19 protein-coding genes are annotated in these 17896 nt (G+C 63.5%); 5 read left to right on the plus strand and 14 right to left on the minus strand.

All coding sequences use genetic code 11. From position 1 onward, the window contains the following. Positions 1–1147, plus strand: a 1147-nt coding sequence (locus tag V7P99_RS00910; RefSeq protein ID WP_333792932.1) for an OmpA family protein, incomplete at its 5' end; no start/stop codon positions are given. Positions 1148–1269: 122 nt separating this feature from the next. On the opposite strand, the gene V7P99_RS00915 is transcribed toward V7P99_RS00910, so the two are convergent. The 13 genes from V7P99_RS00915 to ccoN all read right to left on the minus strand — a co-directional run bounded on the left by V7P99_RS00915 (position 1270) and on the right by ccoN (position 11147). Further along, the gene (locus tag V7P99_RS00915) at positions 1270–2202 is read right to left on the minus strand and encodes a ketopantoate reductase family protein (protein WP_333792933.1); all 933 of its coding nucleotides are present in this window, start codon (positions 2200–2202) and stop codon (positions 1270–1272) included. A gap of 75 nt (positions 2203–2277) precedes the next feature. After that, positions 2278–3003: an SDR family NAD(P)-dependent oxidoreductase gene (locus V7P99_RS00920; RefSeq protein WP_333792934.1), complete on the minus strand. Its 726-nt coding sequence runs from the start codon at positions 3001–3003 to the stop codon at positions 2278–2280. Continuing rightward, positions 3000–3524, minus strand: a complete 525-nt coding sequence (locus V7P99_RS00925; RefSeq protein ID WP_333792935.1) for a DUF2478 domain-containing protein — start codon at positions 3522–3524, stop codon at positions 3000–3002. The genes V7P99_RS00920 and V7P99_RS00925 overlap by 4 nt, the downstream gene beginning before the upstream one ends. Positions 3525–3636: 112 nt before the next feature. Next, positions 3637–3924 (minus strand): DUF6522 family protein, encoded by a 288-nt coding sequence (locus tag V7P99_RS00930; protein ID WP_333792936.1) that lies wholly within the window; start codon positions 3922–3924, stop codon positions 3637–3639. A 1-nt stretch (position 3925) separates the two neighbouring features. After that, positions 3926–4096, minus strand: a complete 171-nt coding sequence (locus tag V7P99_RS00935) for a hypothetical protein (RefSeq protein WP_333792937.1) — start codon at positions 4094–4096, stop codon at positions 3926–3928. Between the two features lie 123 nt (positions 4097–4219). Next, positions 4220–4423, minus strand: a complete 204-nt coding sequence (gene ccoS, locus V7P99_RS00940) for a cbb3-type cytochrome oxidase assembly protein CcoS (RefSeq protein ID WP_333792938.1) — start codon at positions 4421–4423, stop codon at positions 4220–4222. Then, the gene (locus V7P99_RS00945; RefSeq protein WP_333792939.1) at positions 4420–6720 is read right to left on the minus strand and encodes a heavy metal translocating P-type ATPase; all 2301 of its coding nucleotides are present in this window, start codon (positions 6718–6720) and stop codon (positions 4420–4422) included. Before V7P99_RS00945 ends, ccoS begins: the two co-directional genes overlap by 4 nt. Next, on the minus strand, positions 6693–7478 hold the full coding sequence (locus V7P99_RS00950; protein ID WP_333792940.1) for a DUF2189 domain-containing protein: 786 nt from the start codon (positions 7476–7478) through the stop codon (positions 6693–6695). The genes V7P99_RS00945 and V7P99_RS00950 overlap by 28 nt, the downstream gene beginning before the upstream one ends. Before the next feature lie 14 nt (positions 7479–7492). After that, the gene (locus V7P99_RS00955) at positions 7493–7699 is read right to left on the minus strand and encodes a hypothetical protein (protein ID WP_333792941.1); all 207 of its coding nucleotides are present in this window, start codon (positions 7697–7699) and stop codon (positions 7493–7495) included. Next, complete coding sequence (gene ccoP, locus V7P99_RS00960; RefSeq protein ID WP_333792942.1) at positions 7696–8574, minus strand: cytochrome-c oxidase, cbb3-type subunit III; 879 nt, start codon at positions 8572–8574, stop codon at positions 7696–7698. The genes V7P99_RS00955 and ccoP overlap by 4 nt, the downstream gene beginning before the upstream one ends. Before the next feature lies 1 nt (position 8575). After that, a complete protein-coding gene (locus tag V7P99_RS00965; protein WP_333792943.1) occupies positions 8576–8746 on the minus strand; it encodes a cbb3-type cytochrome c oxidase subunit 3 in 171 nt (56 codons plus the stop codon). Between the two features lie 4 nt (positions 8747–8750). Further along, a complete protein-coding gene (ccoO, locus tag V7P99_RS00970; RefSeq protein WP_333792944.1) occupies positions 8751–9482 on the minus strand; it encodes a cytochrome-c oxidase, cbb3-type subunit II in 732 nt (243 codons plus the stop codon). 3 nt (positions 9483–9485) lie between these two features. Continuing rightward, entirely contained in the window at positions 9486–11147 is a 1662-nt protein-coding gene (gene ccoN, locus V7P99_RS00975) for a cytochrome-c oxidase, cbb3-type subunit I (protein ID WP_333792945.1), read from the minus strand. 368 nt (positions 11148–11515) lie between these two features. Between ccoN and V7P99_RS00980 the strand changes: the two genes are divergently transcribed. Beyond that, entirely contained in the window at positions 11516–12109 is a 594-nt protein-coding gene (locus tag V7P99_RS00980) for a glutathione binding-like protein (protein WP_333792946.1), read from the plus strand. 51 nt (positions 12110–12160) lie between these two features. Beyond that, positions 12161–12340, plus strand: coding sequence for a hypothetical protein (locus tag V7P99_RS00985; RefSeq protein ID WP_333792947.1), 180 nt, complete (start codon positions 12161–12163; stop codon positions 12338–12340). A 61-nt stretch (positions 12341–12401) separates the two neighbouring features. On the opposite strand, the gene V7P99_RS00990 is transcribed toward V7P99_RS00985, so the two are convergent. After that, entirely contained in the window at positions 12402–14177 is a 1776-nt protein-coding gene (locus V7P99_RS00990; RefSeq protein ID WP_333792948.1) for an ABC transporter ATP-binding protein, read from the minus strand. A gap of 192 nt (positions 14178–14369) precedes the next feature. Between V7P99_RS00990 and V7P99_RS00995 the strand changes: the two genes are divergently transcribed. Next, positions 14370–15467 carry a glycosyltransferase family 4 protein gene (locus V7P99_RS00995; RefSeq protein WP_333792949.1) on the plus strand — a complete coding sequence of 366 codons (1098 nt, stop codon included), beginning with the start codon at positions 14370–14372 and terminating at the stop codon, positions 15465–15467. A gap of 218 nt (positions 15468–15685) precedes the next feature. Next, positions 15686–17890 carry an amylo-alpha-1,6-glucosidase gene (locus V7P99_RS01000; protein WP_442909842.1) on the plus strand — a complete coding sequence of 735 codons (2205 nt, stop codon included), beginning with the start codon at positions 15686–15688 and terminating at the stop codon, positions 17888–17890. Positions 17891–17896: the final 6 nt, after the last annotated feature.

Here is a 17896-nt window from a genome sequence, read left to right on the forward strand (position 1 = left end):
AAAGAAGCAGGAGGCCGAGGCCGCCGCCCGCAAGGACGCCGAGCGCCAGAAGCAGCAGGCGAAAGAGCGTGATCCGAAGCGAAAGCAGGACGCGGATGCTGCACGGAAGGAGCCGCGCGCCCCAAGGACGTTCGATCGCACAAAAGCCGATCAGGAGTTCGAGCGGGCGCGCAAGGAGGCGCAGCAGAAGGGCGGCAACGGGCCGGCCGAAGCCTGGCGCCCCCAGGCCGTGAACAAGTTCGAGGAACTTCGCAAGGGACGCAAGACTCGGGAAGAAGGCTCGCGCAACATCATCACCGAGCCGGATAAGCGTGTCATCATTCGCGACGAGAAGCGCACGTTCATTCGCCATGACGAGACGGCGCGGCTTGCCGGCAAGGGACGCGAAGTCCGCCGCGAGAGGCAGAAAGACGGCACTTGGCTCGTCGTCACCGCCGGCCTCGCGGGCGCCTTGATCTATTCGCTCCAGGACGACGACGGTCGCGTGATGCGCCGCAGCCGCAGGGACAAGGACGGCCGCGAGCACGTGCTGTTCGACGATCGGCATTCTCGGCGCGGCGGCCATGGCCACGGACACGGCTACAGCTCCGTCTACATCGACCTGCCTGCCCCTGTGATCAGCATTCCGCGCGATCGCTACATCGTGGACTACGATCGCGCCTCGCCAGACGATCTTTACGACGCGCTGAATGCACCGCCCGTCGAGCGCCTTCAGCGCCATTACTCGCTCAACGAGGTACGGCAGAATTACTCCGTCCTCGAGCGCATGCGGCGGGTTGACCTCGATGCCATCAACTTCGCGTTTGCGTCCTGGGATGTCGGCGAGGATCAGTATCCCAAGCTCGAGCGTATCGCGCGTGCCATGCATCGGGTGCTGGACCGCTCGCCCAACGAGCTGTTCCTGATCGAAGGGCATACGGATGCGGTGGGCAACGAGATCGATAACCTCTCGCTCTCTGACCGGCGGGCGGAAATGGTCGCGACGATCCTCACCGACGTTTTCGACGTTCCGCCGGAGAACCTCGTAACGCAGGGCTATGGCGAAGGCTATCTCAAGGAGATGACCGAGGCACCGTCGCGGATCAACCGGCGCGTGGCCGTCCGCCGCATCACGCCACTCCTCGCCCGCGACGGCTGGGACGATTGATCAGGCTCTGGAGCCGTTCCGATTTCCGGGGCGGCTCCAGGCTTTTGTTTGATCGTGCTTCTTCTCGGACACTTTAAGTTGCACGGCTCCGCCATGAGCGGCTTCCCACATTTCCGGAAGTGTTACGCAATCGCCGCCGCCGAACGGCGCTGCTCGTAGGCCTGCAGATGCGTGAGAGCCGTGCGCAAAAGAGGGGCAGAAACGCCGTGCTTTTGCGCACGCGCCAGCATGTCGCCCAGAATATGCTCCGCCTCGGTCGGGCGGCCGGCCTCCACGTCCCTCAGCATCGATGAGGTGAAAGACGAGCCTCCGCGCGTCAGAAGATCCCGGTAGCCTTGCATGGCCGCCGCGCCCGGCTCTTGGCCTTCGTGCCGTGCAACCGTGCGGCACTCGTCCAAAAGCTGGAGAACGTGATCGGGACCGGCAGCAGTGGCCATGATGGCGCCGATGCTGGCGCGCATCAGGCAGGTGATCCCGGCGAACGTGGTCAGGAAAACGAACTTGTCCCAGAGATCCTGCTCAATGACCGGGCTCGCGCGCGCATCGACGGCGGTGGACTTGAGCCTTTCGGCAAATGCCTCCACACGCGGATCGGGTTCATCCGAAAGAGCGCCCACGATCACGGTCAGAAACGGAGTGAGATGCGCGATCGTCCCGTCATCGCGAAGATCGAGCGCGCCGTGCACGATGCCGGGCGTGATCACGCCCTTCTCCATGCAGCGGCCTAACGTCTCGAGGTGCGCAACCCCGTTGAGCAGCGGCACGACGCGCGTTCCGTCGTGAACCAGCGGCGCAGCCGATGCGAGCGCACCGTCGAGGCTGTGGGCCTTACAGGCGATAACGACGAAATCGGCGGGAGCGCACTCCGAAACGCTGGTGACGACAGTTACCGGGGCCTGGAAGTCGCCCAGTGGGCTTTTGACGACGAGGCCATTGGCGGCGAGTTGCGCAGCACGGCGCTCACGCACTAGGAACACGACCTCCGCGCCCGCCGAGAGCAACCTCGCACCGAGATATCCGCCGACTCCGCCGGCACCGACGATCACAACCCGCATGGCATCCGTCCCTTCCATGGCGCATGAACGCAGGCGCCTCCAAGAGAGCGCAAAAAAGAGGATTGTCTCCAGCGCTCAGAACGTCTCGCTGAAAGGCCTCAGGTCGAGCTCATGCGTCCAGGCGCTTCGTCCCTGGCGGTGCAGGCCCCAGTAAGTCTCGGCGATCTCGTCGAGCTCGAGCAATCCGCCCTCGCCTCTCGTCTTCACAAATTCCGGGAATGTTTGCTTCGCAAAGTCGCCGCTGATGATGCCGTCGATGACGACGTGCGCGACGTGGATACCCTCGGGACCGAACTCGCGCGCCAGCCCCTGGGCCACGGCGCGAAGCGCGGCTTTCGCCGCTGCGAAAGCAACAAAGGGCGATCTCGAGCGAAGCGACGCGGTGGCGCCGGTGAAGATCAGCGTTCCCTTTTTGCGCGGGCGCATGGCGCGGATCGCCTGCTGCCCGACGAGGAGCCCACCGAGCGCGTTCTGCCGCCACATCCTTTCGAAGTCTGTGGCGGTGATCTCTAGCGATGGGATTCGTGCATTGCTGCCTGCGTTGTAGACGACAAGCTCGAGCGTTTCAGCCACGCCGGGGCTGGCAAACAGAGACGCGACATCGTCAGGCTGCGTGATGTCCGCGACGATGGTTTCGGCGTTCCCTCCCGCGGCACGAATATCGTCTGCCACCAACCGCAAGCGCGCAGCGGTACGACCGACGATCACGACCTTGAGACCTTCGCGGGCGAAGCGGGCGGCCAGGGCCGCACCAAGGCCGTTGCGGGCGCCGACGCCAATGACGACAGCTGTACCGCTCACGGGGCTCGCGCTCCGACCGTTTCCCACCATGCCTCGATCGCCGCGGCGCTCGGCGGCAGGATTGCTGCATGCGGGGCGAAGCGGCGCCAGGCCGCACGATGGCGTTCCGAGACGGCAGTGAGAAGCGGCTTGCCGGCATCCATCGCGATCTCAAACGCGTGGCGCAAGCCGCCACCGCGTTCCGTCTCGAGCTTGCCGAACTTGCTCAGCACGACGACGTCGGCGGCCGCGATCTGAGCGAGCAAGCCCGCCCCTGCCTCCTCCGCGCCGGCTGCATCGATATGGCAAATGCGACCGGCCGGCAGGGTATCCAGGTAGATCGAATGGCTTTGCCCCGAAGCGATATCCCGCAGCTTGCCGGCGCTGCAGGTGCGGCCGGCAGCCCCGTGCGTTTCCTCGAGGAGCCCCGCAACGCGAACGCCGGCCAGACGCCACCGGTCGATAGCGATGGCAAACAGGTGCTGTGCGGCGGCGCTACCCAAACCTTCGACAGCAGCGATACGGGCGACGGTGGCCCCCATGATGTCTCTCGGCTTTTGATGTGATGCTTCGTGCGGAAGCTTACAGATATCGTTCTGCGATTGACCGGTGCCCTCACGTTCATGCGATCCGCGTTAAGGCTTGCACGCCCCTCTAGCCTCCCGACTGCTGTCGCTGGCGCGGCAGCGGCCTATCTCCAAAATCAACGGTCGAGTGCTGAAGGACATGGCCGGCCTTGTCGACTTTCAAACGGAGCCGGCGGTTGCGGTAGAAGAAGCTCAAGCGATACTTTCCTTCATCCTCGCCTTCTCCGCGCTCGCAGATACTGGTGAGCGTTTTCGTGCGCATCAACTCCTGCAAGTCGGATGCCGGGACGTTCAACAGACGGCCAAGAAGCTCGGCATCGATGACGATGTCGCCGTCGGCGATTTCAACTTGCATGTCAGCCTCGCCCGGAGTTGATCCAGCCCGGCGGATCGCTGGCGGGAAAGGACTCCCATGACGCTTCCGCTACGGCGTCCCAGTCCTCATCAGGCTCGCTCGCCGGCGCGGCGTCCGGCGTCTCGACGGCCTCGGTGAGCTCGGCGGGTGGATTTTTATGCGGCGATCCCATGGCAGTCTCCTGCAAGCTCCGCAAAGATACCTTGATAGTGGATCTTATCTGATCGCATTTCAATGGAAGGGCTCAAATCAATGGAGGCCTAACCGCGCGCTCTTTCCTGGCTGGCTCCATCGATCACGATCGCTCATCGCGCTCATCATCGGCCTCCGCGGGCATTGGGGCGGCACCGGCCCGGTCCCCATCCTCATCGACGAATATGCGCTGCGCTGCTCCCTCGAGATCGTCGTATTGCCCGCTCTTGAGCGACCAGAAGAAGGCCGCGAGCGCGGCTCCGCCCAGAAGAAGCGCCAAGGGCACGAGAAAAACGAGGCTGCTCATTCACCGGCTCCAACGCATGCGGGCGCGGCTGTGCTCTTGCCTTGAGAGTTGCCTGCGAGACGTGAGGCTGCTCTTCCCGGTTGCAGGCGCAGCGCGTTGGCGACCACGAGGACGGACGAAAGCGACATGGCGAGCGCCGCGATCAATGGCGTGACATAACCCGCCATAGCGATGGGCAGGGCGATGGCGTTGTAGGCCGCTGCCAGAGCAAAGTTCTGCCGGACCAGCCGACCGGCCTCGCGGGAGATGGCCAGTGCGGTCGGCACGGCGTCGAGGCCCTCGCGCAGGAACACGAAATCGGCTGCGTTGCGGCCGATGTCGGCGGCGGTGGCCGGCGCCATCGACACGTACGCTGCCGCGAGGGCCGGCGCATCGTTGATGCCGTCTCCAACCATCAGCACTTTGTGTCCCTCGGACGCAAATTCCTCAATCCGCCTAACCTTTTCCTGGGGCAGAAGTCCCGCCGCGAAGTCGCCGATACCGAGGCCGGCCGCTACCGCGGAAACGGCAGGGCGCACGTCGCCCGAGAGAACGGCCATGCGCAGACCAGATCTGCGCAGCGTCGCCACGGCCTCGCGCGCACCGGGACGCGGCGCATCCTCGAACGTAAAGCGCGCAACGAGCCGCCCGTTTCGAGTGAGCACGGTGCCGCTTTCCTCCGCCGGAGCACTATCGGCTCTCACGAGATCGTTGAGCGCCCATTCGGCGCGTCCCAGACGATAGAGACTGTCCCCGCTGAGGGCCTCGATACCGAAGCCCGGCTTCTCGGCCACATCCGCAAGGGCGATCTCTGACGCCGTATCGCGTTCCGCGGCGATGGCTTTCGAAAGCGGGTGGTTGGAGCGTGCTGCTAAGCTTGCAGCGAGAGACAGGTCATCTCCCGCAATCGCATCTCGGTTGACGAGCCTGGGCTTGCCGAGGGTCAGCGTTCCCGTCTTGTCGAACGCCACCATGTCGATGTCCGCCATCCGCTCGATGGCGGAGCCATCCTTCACCATGATGCCGCTCTCGAACAGGCGACGCGCGGCCACGACCTGCACGATCGGCACCGCGAGACCAAGCGCACACGGACAGGTGATGATCAGAACGGCGATGGCAATGGCGATGGCGCGATGCCAGTCTCCGGTGGCGAGCATCCACCCGGCCAGCGTCAGCAAGGCCATAGTGTGGACGACCGGCGCGTAAAGGGCCGCGGCCCGATCGGCGAGGCGGCGATAGCGGGCGCGTCCGCCTTCGGCAGCCTCCATCAGCCGCACCATCTCAGCCAGGAACGAGCTTTCGGCGCGCGCGGAGACGACGATCGTCAGCGGGCCCGTGAGGTTCAGCGTTCCCGCTTGCACAGGCGCCCCGGGCTCGACCTTTCTCGGCACGCTCTCGCCCGTTGCGATAGCGCAATCGAGATCCGAGACGCCCTCCTCGACGATACCGTCAGCGGGAATGCGGTCGCCGGCCGCGAGGGCGACCCGCATGCCAGGCTCGAGATGCTCGACAGGAATATGCTCGCGGCGGCCATCCTCGCGCAGCACGGTGGCGCCGCGCGGAGCCAAGCGCATCAGGCCACGCACGGCCACCCGCGCCCGCTCGCGCATCACGTGATCGAGCGTGCGGCCGATCAGAAGGAAGAAGAGCAGCGCGGTGGAGGCATCGAAATAGGCATGCGGGCCGTTATGGATCGTGTCGTAGAGGCTCAGCCCAAAGGCGAGCGACACACCGATCGAGATCGGCACGTCCATGTTGGTGCGCCCGCGCCTCAGGGCTGACCAGGCGGATTTGAAGAAGACCTGTCCGGAATAGAGGAGACACGGCAACGCCAGCGCGGCTGAGATCCAGTGAAACGCCTGCCGGGTCACTGGGTCGGCGCCAGACCAGACCGAGACCGAGAGCAGCATGATGTTCATGGCCGAGAAGCCGGCGACGGCCAGCGCGCGGATGAGCCGGCGAAGCTCGATGTCCTGCTCGCCGGCATCGGCCTCCATCAGGTGGCCGGGAAAGCCAAGGGTGTCCAGCGCGGCCAGGAGATCCGGAGCCTCGTCGCCGTGCCATTTCACGCGGACACGCTTACTCGACAGGTTGACGCGCGCCTGCTGGACGCCGGGGATCTTTGCGAGCCCTGCTTCGACCGTGCGGATGCAGCCGGCGCAATGGACGGCCGGGACCGAGAGCTCCACCTCGCGCACGCCCTGCCCCAGGTCGCGGCTCGCGATGCGGATCTCCTCGCGGGCAGCCGAGCCGCCGGCGCCCGAATGCAGGGCTCCGGCAGGGGCGCCGCTCACCTGATGGCTCTGTAGCTGTGCCATGTGGCATGACCCAGCAGCGGGAAGATGACGATCAGCCCGAGCAGCCCCGTGGCCAGCGCGACGACGGAGAGCACGAGCACGATGGCGCCCCAGGCCAGCATCACGGGCAGGTTGTTCCAGACCAGCGAGATGCTTGTGCCCATGGCGGTAAAGGCGTCGGTTTTCTCGGCGAGCAGCATCGGTATGCCGAACGTGCTGATGGCGAAGGAGAGAGCGGCGAACAGGCCGCCTACAGCCGTTCCGACCACGAGCATGGCCCAGCCTTCTGGCGTGGAGACCAGCATCGGGACGATGTCGTGGAGACCGGGGAACGGCCTCAGCCCGAAGAACAACGCATAAATGATCACCGCAGCGCGCATCCAGACAAGCATCAGCAGGCACAGGATCGCGCCAGTGTACCAGACCTGGGCGCCGGATGCGGCACGGACGAACACCATGCGCGCGAACCTGACGGAATGCCCCTCCTCGATGTCGCGGCTCTTCTGGTAGAGGCCGATCGCAACCAACGGCCCGACGACCATGAAGCCCGCGAGCGCGGGGAGCAGGATGTAATCGAGCTGGAGCACGAACAGGCCCCAGACGATGGCAAGCGATACCGCGAAAACCAGAAGCCCGTAGGCAAAGCTCGACAGCGGGTGTTGCCAAAGGTCTCGCCAGCCGGCCGCCAGCCATCCGAGCGCAGCCGACGCGGGCAGGTTGCGCCGCCTTTGCATCGCCAAAGGAAGCGGAGCGCTTGCAGTATTCTCGAGAGCTGCCATGGCCATTTTTCCTCTCAGCACGCAGACCGGGCGGCGCGGAACGTGCCGTCGTTGCCCATCGCCTTCGCGTGCGGCACGCAATCCGGCTGAGACACGAACGCAACATAGACGAGATGCACGTTGGCGGCGGCGAAGACAACCGCACTGGCGCCGGCGAGGAGGAACGCGGCGAGCCGCCAGTTGATGCGCAGCGGGCGCTTATCGCCGGCTCGAGCGCTCATCGTCCGTCGCCTCCGAGCGTGCCCACGTAGAGCGCGAGCAACTTGATATCGACCGGCGAGAGGCGCCCTTCCCAATGGGGCATGTGCCCCTGGCGTCCGCCGTAAATGGACGCGTACACGGACTGCGCCTCGCCGCCATAGATCCAGTTCGCGTCGGCAAGGCTCGGCGCACCCATCTCGTGCGTGCCGCCGCCATCCGCTCCGTGGCACGCTGCGCAGTTCTCCGCGAAAACGGCATCACCAGCCGAGACGCGTGCCTGCTCGGCCTCGCTGAGCGTCTGGCCGGACAGGGAGCGGACATAGGCCACAACGTCGAGGATCGCCTTACGGTCGAGCATTCCGCCCTGGCCAAAGGCCATCATCTGCGACGCGCGCGTCTCTGGATGGGTCGAATTGATGCCGACCCGGATCGTCTCGGCGATGGTGGCGGCATCACCGCCCCACAGCCAGGCTCCCGCCGCAAGGCTCGGAAAGCCCGGCCCGCCCGTTCCGCTGGTACCATGGCACACGGCGCAGTTGTCCGTGAAAAGCGTGCGCCCGGTCTCGCGCACGTGGTGCATCAGCGTGTCGTCGAACGCAATCTCCTCGAAGCTTGCGTTGGCGATGCGGTCGGTCCAGGCGGCGCGCGCCGCAGCAGCGTCGTTGACCTGCTGCGTGACAATCTGGCGTTGATCAATCCCGAGCAGGCCCTTGGTGTAGGTCACGCCGAGCGGCCAGGCCGGCATGAGAACCCAATAGACGATCGCGAACAGCGTCGTCGCTGCCAGGAAAAACAGCACCACGCGGGGTATCGGCGTATCCAGCTCCTGGATGCCATTCCAGTCATGGCCGGTCGTCATCCGGCCCGTGACAGGATCTCGCTTCTCGGTTCCCATCCTACGTCCTCGGCCGGTCGTCTTTATCCAGGATGCTCTTCTTCGCGCGATCGAAACGCTTCCGATTTCCAGGCCAGAGCGCATAAATCAGAACAATCACGAAAATCGCGATCAGATAAATCAAGCCCCAGCTCTTGGCGAAGGCAACAATCGTTTCATGATCGAAACTCATCGCCTCACTCCTCTGCGCTGGCGGCCTGTTGATGCGCCGCATCGGTCAGCCGCCCCAAGACCTGCAGATAGGCTACGAGCGCGTCCATCTCCGTGAGCCGCGCGGGATCGCCGTCGAAGGCGCGCACGTTCGTCGCCTCACCATAGCGCTCCGCGACACCAGCGGCACCGGGGCTATCAGGGCTCGCCTGTGCTGCGGCGTCGGCGGCGGCATTGGCGACCATCTCATCGGTATAGGGCACCCCGAGGGAGCGCTGTGCCGCGAGATGGCGGTCGAGGTCATCGACCCTCAGCCGGTTGCGCTGCAGCCAGCCGTAACGCGGCATCACGGATTCAGGCACCACGTCGCGCGGGTTGATCAGGTGGGCGACGTGCCAGGCATCGGAGTATTTCCCGCCGAGCCGAGCAATATCCGGGCCGGTGCGCTTCGAGCCCCACAGCATGGGGTGATCGTATTGCGACTCGACGGCGAGCGAATAGGGCCCATAGCGCTCCACCTCGTCGCGGAGCGTGCGGATCATCTGTGAGTGGCAAGCATAACAGCCTTCGCGCATGTAGATATGACGACCGGCAATCTCGAGCGGCGTGTAGACGCGCATGTCCGGCGCCTTCTCGACGGTCTCGTGAATCGTGAAGAGCGGCGCGATCTCCACGAGACCACCGATCGCCGACACGCCGATGATGGCGAGTACGAAGCCGATGGCGTTGCGTTCGAGCCTGCGGTGGAAGGTGGGCACGAGCTACTCCCCCGGTTGGACGGCGACGTCGGCCGCATGCGGCAGGGGCGCTTCAGCTCCGATCTCTTCCGGCGCAGCGCCCACGCGCGCCATGCGGATCGTCATTGCGATGTTGTAGGCGGCCACCGCTGCACCCGAGAGGAAGAGCAGACCGCCGACGGTACGGGCGATGTAATAGGGATGCATCGCCACGAGGCTGTCGATGAACGAGTAGGCGAGCGTGCCGCTGTCATTATAGGTGCGCCACATCAGGCCCTGGATGATGCCCGAGTTCCACATCGCGAAGACGTAGATGATGGTGCCGGCGAGGGCGAGCCAGAAGTGAACTTCCACCAGACGCGGCGAGTACATGCGCTCCTGCTTCCACATCCAGGGAACGAGCGCATAAAGCGAGCCGAACGTGATCATCGCCACCCAGCCAAGGGCACCGGCATGGACGTGGCCTACGGTCCAGTCCGTATAGTGGGAGAGCGAGTTGACAGCGCGGATGGCCATGAAGGAGCCCTCGAACGTCGAGAGCCCGTAGAAGACGGCGGCGACCATCATGAAGCGCAGGGTCGCGTCGTCGCGCACCTTGTGCCAGGCGCCGTTGAGCGTCGCCAGCGCGTTACCGGCCGACGCCCAGGAGGGCACCAGGAGCACGATCGAGAACGTCATGCCGAGCGTCTGCACCCAATGGGGCAGGGCCGTATAGTGCAAGTGGTGCGAGCCCGCCCACAGGTAGAGGAAGGTAATGCCCCAGAAGCTGATGATGGACAGGCGATACGAGAAGATCGGCCGCTCGGCGCGTTTCGGCAGGTAGTAGTACATCATGCCGAGGAAGCCGGCCGTCAGGAAGAACGCGACCGCATTGTGCCCGTACCACCATTGCACCATGGCGTCCTGGACGCCGGAGAACAGCGAATAGCTCTTGGCTCCCGTCCATGACAAGGGTAGCGCCAGATTGTTCACGATGTGCAGGACGGCCACGACCAGGATAAAGGCCATGTAGTACCAGTTGGCGACGTAGATATGCGGCTCCTTGCGCCGCTGCAGCGTGCGAATGTAGATCGTGAAATAGACCACCCACACGATCACCAGCCAGATATCGGCATACCATTCCGGCTCCGCGTATTCCTTCGACTGCGTTATGCCCAGGACGTAGCCCGTCACCGCCACGATGCAGAAGAGATTGTAGCCGATCAGCACGAACCACGGGCTGAACTGGTCCGGCAGGCGGGCCTGAGATGTGCGCTGCAGAACGTGGAAGGATGTGGCGATCAGGGCGTTGCCGCCGAAACCGAAAATAACACCGGTGGTGTGCACGGGCCTGATGCGGCCGAAGCTCGCCCATTCCGCATCGAACGTGAGATCCGGCCAAGCCAGAAGCGCCGCGACCCAGACGCCGAAGAACATCCCGACGACCGCCCATGCGATGGAGAGAACGATGCCCGCCTTGGTCGGCTCGTCATAATATTCGGCCAAACGACTAGGGCCGGGCTCCGCCTCATGGTAGCTGCGCAGAACGGCGAGTGCACAGAAAAGAGCGAACAGTACGATAATGACGCCGTGCGCTCCCACGGGATCGTTGCGCCCGGCGATCGCCAGAGCAAGGCCGCCTGCCAAAACGAAACTGGAAACGACGAGCGCGAGCAGGCGCTCGTTCGTGGTCAATGTCGAAACCATACCGCGCTCATTCTTGAATATCTTGAACGGATGAGCCGGTGCCGCTCACGCCGTCCCTCGTTACCCGGCGTCGATTAACATATATTTGATCTATATCTTATGCGGCATATGGACAATGAAATTTGGCCATGACCGTGGGCCGCTCGAGCCACTACGGCGGCCTCCCCCGCAGCGCGGAGATCCGATCAATCGGGACACGCCGGAGCCCCACGCCTCGACTGCAATATTACCGATGGATGGGCTGGTCTTGGGCGGGCCAAGTCGCTTTCCCGAAGAGGCGGAGACCAGAGGCGCGTCATGACGCGTGAAACCAATGTCGCATCGGCGTCGTTGGAACGCGTGAGTGGCCTCGAGCTAGGAGCAATGCCGTGATCCTATATTTCAGCCCCGGCGCCTGCAGCCTGGCTTCCCATATCGCCCTCCGGGAGGTCGGCGCGGACTTCGATCTCGACAGGGTGGATCTCAAGTCCAAAACGACATCGCAGGGACGAGACTATTTCAAGGTCAATCCCAAGGGATATGTCCCGGCCCTCGCGCTTGGAAGCGGGGAGATTCTAACCGAGAACGTTGCAATCCTGGATTGGATCGCGGCGACCTACGGCAAGCTCGGCTATGATGGAATTCTCGGACGCACACGGCTGCTTGAGGTTCTGGCCTATATCTCGAGCGAGCTGCACAAAAGCTTCAAGCCGTTGTTCTCGGACAGCTCGGAGAGCGAGAAGAACGAGGCCAAGGATTACATTAAGAAGCGCCTGCAGTTCCTCGCCGGGCGTATCGACGGAGATCACCTTCTCGGCAGCCGATTTACAGTGGCCGACTGTTATTTGTTCGTCATTCTGCGATGGGCCGAGACGTTCGGCATCGGCGTCCCGTCCGAGCTTGCGGCCTATCGAACGACGCTCATGGCGCGACCGTCGATCAAAGACGCGCTGCAGGAGGAAGGATTGCCGGCCCGCGTCTGACACCGCTGAAGCCGGAACGTAGCACACGTTGCAACAGGAAGAAGGGTATCGATGCTGCCCGACAAGCGTTCCACATCCGATCCACGCACGACGACTGGCGGGAGACGGCTGGTTATCGGCGGAATCATTGCCGTCGTCCTTGTGGTCGCCATCATGGCGCTGCTGGCCGGAGAGCCCAATCCGGAACTTGGCGAGAGCTTGCCGAATGCCCCGCCCCACGACATAAAATAAAATGAGATCGCGGGCTGACACATCCCCGACGTCACCTTTCAAACCTCTCCCAAACTCCCTGCTACTCGGCCGCGCTCACCGTGTGCATGCGGCTTAAACGCTCCAGCTCAAGATCGACGAGCGCTTTGTAGACGCCTCCCCTGCTCATGAGCTCCTCCGGATCTCCATCCTCGATCACCGCACCGCGATCGAGAACGATGATGCGCTGAAAATTGCGGATCGTGGTGAGGCGATGGGCGATGGCCAGCACGGTGCGGCCCCGCATGAGATGCTGCAGGGCTTGGCGAACGAGCTCTTCGGCGTGCGGATCCAAGGCGGAGGTCGCCTCGTCGAGCAGGAGGATTGGAGCATCCCGGAGGAAGGCGCGCGCTATGGCTATGCGCTGGCGCTGGCCGCCGGAGATCTTCGCGCCCCGATCGCCGACCACCGTCTCCATACCGTCGGGCAGGGCACCGATGAACGCTGCGCAACGTGCAGCTTCAGCCGCTTGCCAGATTTCTTCCGTCGTGGCACGGGGCCGGCCGTAGGCGATGTTCTCGCGCAACGTACGATGAAGGAGCGGCACATCCTGTGACACCACGCTCATCGTTCGCCGCAGGGCGAGGTCAGGAAACGTGCGCACGTCCTTTCCGTTGACCAGAACGGCTCCGTCCTCCGGCTCATAGAAGTGCTGGATAAGCGCGAGAAGCGTGGACTTGCCGCCACCGGACGGCCCGACAATGCCCACCTTCTCCCCGCTTTCAATCTTGAGGCTGATGCCGTTCAACGCCGGCGGGGAATTGGGATAGGAGAACGTGACGTTCCTGAATTCGATTTGGCCTGAGGTTTTCTCCGGCCCCGGCCCCTTCGCGTCCCTAAGGCCGTGGGGCTCGAGAAGCGTGTGGACCGCCTCGGAGAGCCTGGCCAAGTGCTGCATCACGTCGACAAGCGCGACGGCAAGATCACGGGTGGCGCTCAAGACAGCCATGCCGAGCGTACAGACCAGGACGACATCGCCGGGCGTTGCCTCTCCCTGGCTCCAGAGATTGATCACCCAGGCGAGAAGGCAGAACGTGAGGATCGACGTGACGACGGCATGGGCGATGCGCAGCCTTTCAAGATAGTAGAGGCTCCGCTTGCGGGCGATCATCTCCTTGCCGACGACGCCCCGCAGCCGCCGGTGCTCGAAGGACAAACGGCCAAACGCTTTTACCAGCGTCATGTTCGAGACGACATCGACCATCTGTCCGTCGACCGCTGCCGCCTCGTTGGCATACGCATGGAGCAGCGGACGGGCGCGCGAGGCGTAGCGGAAGATCACCCAGCCGATGAGCGCGCCGGCTATCGTCAACGCAACGGCCATGGCGACGCTGACGCTGGCGAGATACCCGATGGAGAGGAATGTGGCCGCCAGCGGCGGCAGCACGTTGAACGTAAACATCATCTCGCCGGTGAAGATGGCGTTCGACGTCGAGCTGACGCGGCTGGTGAGCGCGCCCGGCGAGCGGTTGCTGAAGTAGCTCGGCGCGTGGCCGGTAAGGTGGGAAAAGAGATCCTTCCTTACCCGTCCCGTCACGTCGACGAAGACGGAGTTGGCAATCCAGCTCGCGACGCGCCAGAGAAGATTATCGAGGGCAATCAACGTAGCGAGGGCGAGAAAGCCGATCCACACTTTGTGGTGGCTGCCGCCGGCAGAGAGCGCATCGACGAGGTACTTCACGCCATACTGGGTGGAGACCGAGCAGAAAACCGCCGCGACCACGGCCAATGTGATGGCTGCATGGGAAAGGGGATACGCAAGGACGTAGCGGCCGACAAACCGGTAAGGACGGCCGCGGTAGGCCGTCAGATCTCTCATGGCTGCACCCGCAGCAAGGGCCTTATATGACCGGGACCTTCACCAACGCCCCACTCCTGCATCGGTTCGGCGCCATCCTGTAGCGGAATGTCGCGCGGAGGCCAGCGACATGCAATGGGGCGTTCACACCCCAACTGACGGAACTTTGGCGTCGAGACGGCATTGCCTTGGGCATGATGTCCGGAGATAGCGATGCGTATTGCCCAGGTAGCCCCCCTCGCCGAGGCTGTTCCTCCAAGGTTCTACGGCGGTACCGAGCGCGTGGTGTCTTGGCTGACGGAAGCACTCGTAGAGAAGGGCCACGACGTCACGCTGTTTGCGAGCGGAGAATCCAAAACTTCCGCAAACCTTGTACCAGCCTGCCCGAAGGCGCTGCGCCTCGCCGGCATCCGTGACCATCTCGCAAGCCACATCGTTCTGGTGCGCGAGGTACGTCGCTGGGCGGAGCACTTCGACATCATCCACTTCCACGTCGATCTTCTCCATTACGCGCTTTTCGAAGACCTCGCCCACAAGACACTCACGACGCTTCACGGCCGGCTTGATGTTCCCGATTTCATGCCCGTCTATGAAGCCTTCTCGGATATGCCGTTGATCTCGATCTCCAACAATCAGCGCCTTCCCATGCCCTCGGACGTGACGTGGCACGCCACCATTCCGCACGGTCTTCCGGAAACCCTTATCCCTTTCCACGCATCCGGCGGCGACTACCTGGCGTTCCTCGGACGCATCTCGCCTGAGAAACGGCCGGACCGGGCCATCGAGATTGCCAAAAAAGCGGGCATTCCACTCAAGATCGCCGCCAAAGTGGACAGGGTCGACCAGGCCTATTTCGATCAGCTCATTGCGCCGATGCTCAAGCATCCATTGATCGAGTTCATTGGTGAGATCGGGGAACATGAGAAAGGCCCATTCCTCGGCAATGCGCGGGCGCTACTCTTTCCGATCGACTGGCCGGAGCCCTTCGGATTGGTCATGATCGAAGCCATGAGCGCAGGGACACCCATCATCGCGTGGCGCAAGGGATCGGTTCCCGAGATTGTCGAGCCCGGAGTTACGGGCTTCATCGTCGACACCATCGACGAGGCTGTCGCGGCAGCCCGGGAAGCCGACACCATCGATCGAACAGGTGTGAGAGACCGCTTTCTCGAAAGGTTCACGGCTGCGAGAATGGCGACCGACTATGAAGTCGCCTACGAGCGGCTCGCCATGTACCGGGTCAAGACGCCGTCTACCAAGGAGGGCATTTTTCTGCCGGCGGCGCGAAACATCGAGCTGGACGCGGTCTAGAGTGCTTCGCGAAAAGTGGGACCGTCATGGCGGCGCCATGCAAGCCAAGTGAAGCACGAGCAAACAAAGAGCTTAGAATCGTTCCCCGTTCCTCTTAAACCGGAACGGCTCTAGGCCTTATCTTTCAACATGGGAGGGGAGATGGCCGATTCCACGTGTACGCCCCATAATCATTCGTTCCCAACCGCAATGAACGCGCTCTAGCGGCGACAGGCGCCATGGGTCCAAGTGCCATGGATAAAAGCGCAGCATCAGATCCCCCCGGGCCGGAGGCGGGCGAGCCGGGCTACGGAGTTGAGGCGCACGTCTCGCTCGCGGCGCTGCCGCCCAAGGTTTTGAAGCACGGTGACGCCTTCGCGGTTCTCGACATGGAGGGAGACTGCGGCAAGTCAGCCTCGACGGCGGAGGGGATCTATTTCCACGATATGCGCCATCTCTCCCGCTGGCAGTTGACGATCAACCGCCAGCATCCGCTGCTTCTGGCATCGAGCCTCGATGATGATAGCGCGAAACTCACCGTCAGCCTCACCAATCCGGATATGGAGGACGAGGCGGAGGGCTTCCGCAAGGACACGATATCGATCTTGCGCAATACCTTCCTCTGGGCAGGGGCATGTTTCGAACGGATCGAAGTTCGGAACTTCGATTTGCAGGCACGAGACTTCAGCCTCGAAATCACATTCGGCGCCGACTTCATGGATCTTTTCGAGGTGCGCGGCCTCGAGAGAGCGGGGCGAGGCAAAGCCACGGCGCGGTCCGGCACCTCCGCGGCGCAGTTCGACTACAAAGGGCTCGATGGGATCACGCGCGCGACCACCATCCGGTTTGATCCCCCTCCTGCCTCGCTCACGGAAGATCGCGCAACGTTTTCCATCCGCCTCGCGCCTGGCGAACGCGTCATGATCGTTGCGAGCCTGCAATTCCGAGAATCGCAAGAGGAACCGGGTCCGCCGCCGCCCCATTTTCTCTCGGCCTATCGTCTGAAACGGCGCGAAGCGAAAGAGCTGACTGCGGGAGCGGTGAAGGTCGAGACATCGAACGGCCTCTTCAACGAGTTGATCCATCGCTCCAGCAGCGACATCTACGTGCTTCTCAGCAAGACGGCCGAGGGCGTCTATCCGCATGCGGGAATTCCCTGGTACAGCACGGTCTTCGGCCGCGACGGCCTGATCACCGCCCTGTTCATGCTCTGGGCCGATCCGTCGATTGCACGCGGCGTGCTGTTGTATCTCGCGGCCCGGCAAGCGCGCGATTTCGATCCCCCACGCGATGCCCAGCCGGGCAAGATCCTCCACGAAGAGCGATGGTGCGAAACGGCGCGCACGGGCGAGGTGCCGTTCGCGTCCTACTACGGCACGGTTGACGCAACGCCCCTGTTCGTGCTGCTCGCCGGGCGCTATCTCGCCCGCACGGGGGACGAGGTGACGATCAGGCGTATCTGGCCAAATATCGTCCGGGCGCTGGACTGGTGCGAGACCTTCGGCGACCCGGATGGTGACGGCTTCGTGGAATATATACGCGAAACGCCTGAGGGGCTTGCAAACCAGGGCTGGAAAGACAGCTTCGACTCGATCTTCCATCGTGACGGCGCACTTGCGCAGGGACCGATCGCGCTTGTCGAGGTGCAGGCCTACGTATACGAAGCTCGCCTGCAAGCCGCGATGATCGCCGACAGCCTCGGCGAAAGCCTGCGCGCCGGCGAGTGGCGTGCCAAGGCCGCCGCGTTGAAGGACCAATTCAATGCCGCATTCTGGTGCCCAGAGCTTGGAACATTTGCCCTCGCCCTCGACGGCGATAAAGCTCCCTGCCGGGTGAAGGCGTCCAATCCCGGACATGTCCTGATGACCGATCTCGCGGCACCGGATCGCGCCCATCAGGTCGGGGCTTCCCTGCTGGCGTCGGAGCTCTTTTGCGGCTGGGGAGTGCGGACGCTGTCCACCGATGCGGCCCGTTACAATCCAATGTCCTATCACAACGGTTCGGTATGGCCGCATGATAACGCCCTCATCGCTCTCGGCCTCGCCCGATGGGGCTTCAAATCTGCTTTGGACAAGATTTTCGAGGGCCTCTACAGCGCCCAGTCCTATCAGCCGGACCGGCGTCTGCCCGAGTTGTTCTGCGGCTTCCCACGCAAGCCGCGGCGGGGCCCGATCTCCTATCCCGTTTCCTGCTCACCCCAGGCTTGGGCCTCAGCGGCGATGTTTGCGCTCATTGGCGCTTCGCTGGGCCTCAGCATCGATTATGAGCGGCGGCGTATCGAGATTGAAAATCCACTGCTGCCGCGCTTTGCAGACGACCTGACGCTTCGCGGCCTCCGCCTCGGCAAGAGCCGCGCCGACATCCGCTTTGTCAGGCGGAGCGACAGCACGTTCGTCGACGTTCTCCGGACGGAGGGGGATGTGAAAGTGGTGCTGCGTGAGTAGAGAGGA

It is taken from the genome of Hyphomicrobium sp. (genome assembly GCF_036780825.1).
Taxonomy (GTDB): Bacteria; Pseudomonadota; Alphaproteobacteria; order Rhizobiales; family Hyphomicrobiaceae; genus Hyphomicrobium_C.

Coding starts and splice junctions, on each gene's coding strand:
- V7P99_RS00930 (WP_333792936.1), bottom strand. CDS start 3,924: ATGCAAGTTGAAATCGCCGACGGCGACATCGTCATCGATGCCGAGCTT.
- ccoP (WP_333792942.1), bottom strand. CDS start 8,574: ATGGGAACCGAGAAGCGAGATCCTGTCACGGGCCGGATGACGACCGGC.
- V7P99_RS00965 (WP_333792943.1), bottom strand. CDS start 8,746: ATGAGTTTCGATCATGAAACGATTGTTGCCTTCGCCAAGAGCTGGGGC.
- V7P99_RS00990 (WP_333792948.1), bottom strand. CDS start 14,177: ATGAGAGATCTGACGGCCTACCGCGGCCGTCCTTACCGGTTTGTCGGC.
- V7P99_RS00950 (WP_333792940.1), bottom strand. CDS start 7,478: ATGGCAGCTCTCGAGAATACTGCAAGCGCTCCGCTTCCTTTGGCGATG.
- V7P99_RS00935 (WP_333792937.1), bottom strand. CDS start 4,096: ATGGGATCGCCGCATAAAAATCCACCCGCCGAGCTCACCGAGGCCGTC.
- V7P99_RS00945 (WP_333792939.1), bottom strand. CDS start 6,720: ATGGCACAGCTACAGAGCCATCAGGTGAGCGGCGCCCCTGCCGGAGCC.
- ccoN (WP_333792945.1), bottom strand. CDS start 11,147: ATGGTTTCGACATTGACCACGAACGAGCGCCTGCTCGCGCTCGTCGTT.
- V7P99_RS00955 (WP_333792941.1), bottom strand. CDS start 7,699: ATGAGCGCTCGAGCCGGCGATAAGCGCCCGCTGCGCATCAACTGGCGG.
- V7P99_RS00925 (WP_333792935.1), bottom strand. CDS start 3,524: ATGGGGGCCACCGTCGCCCGTATCGCTGCTGTCGAAGGTTTGGGTAGC.
- V7P99_RS00985 (WP_333792947.1), top strand. CDS start 12,161: ATGCTGCCCGACAAGCGTTCCACATCCGATCCACGCACGACGACTGGC.
- V7P99_RS00995 (WP_333792949.1), top strand. CDS start 14,370: ATGCGTATTGCCCAGGTAGCCCCCCTCGCCGAGGCTGTTCCTCCAAGG.
- V7P99_RS01000 (WP_442909842.1), top strand. CDS start 15,686: ATGGGTCCAAGTGCCATGGATAAAAGCGCAGCATCAGATCCCCCCGGG.
- V7P99_RS00915 (WP_333792933.1), bottom strand. CDS start 2,202: ATGCGGGTTGTGATCGTCGGTGCCGGCGGAGTCGGCGGATATCTCGGT.
- ccoS (WP_333792938.1), bottom strand. CDS start 4,423: ATGAGCAGCCTCGTTTTTCTCGTGCCCTTGGCGCTTCTTCTGGGCGGA.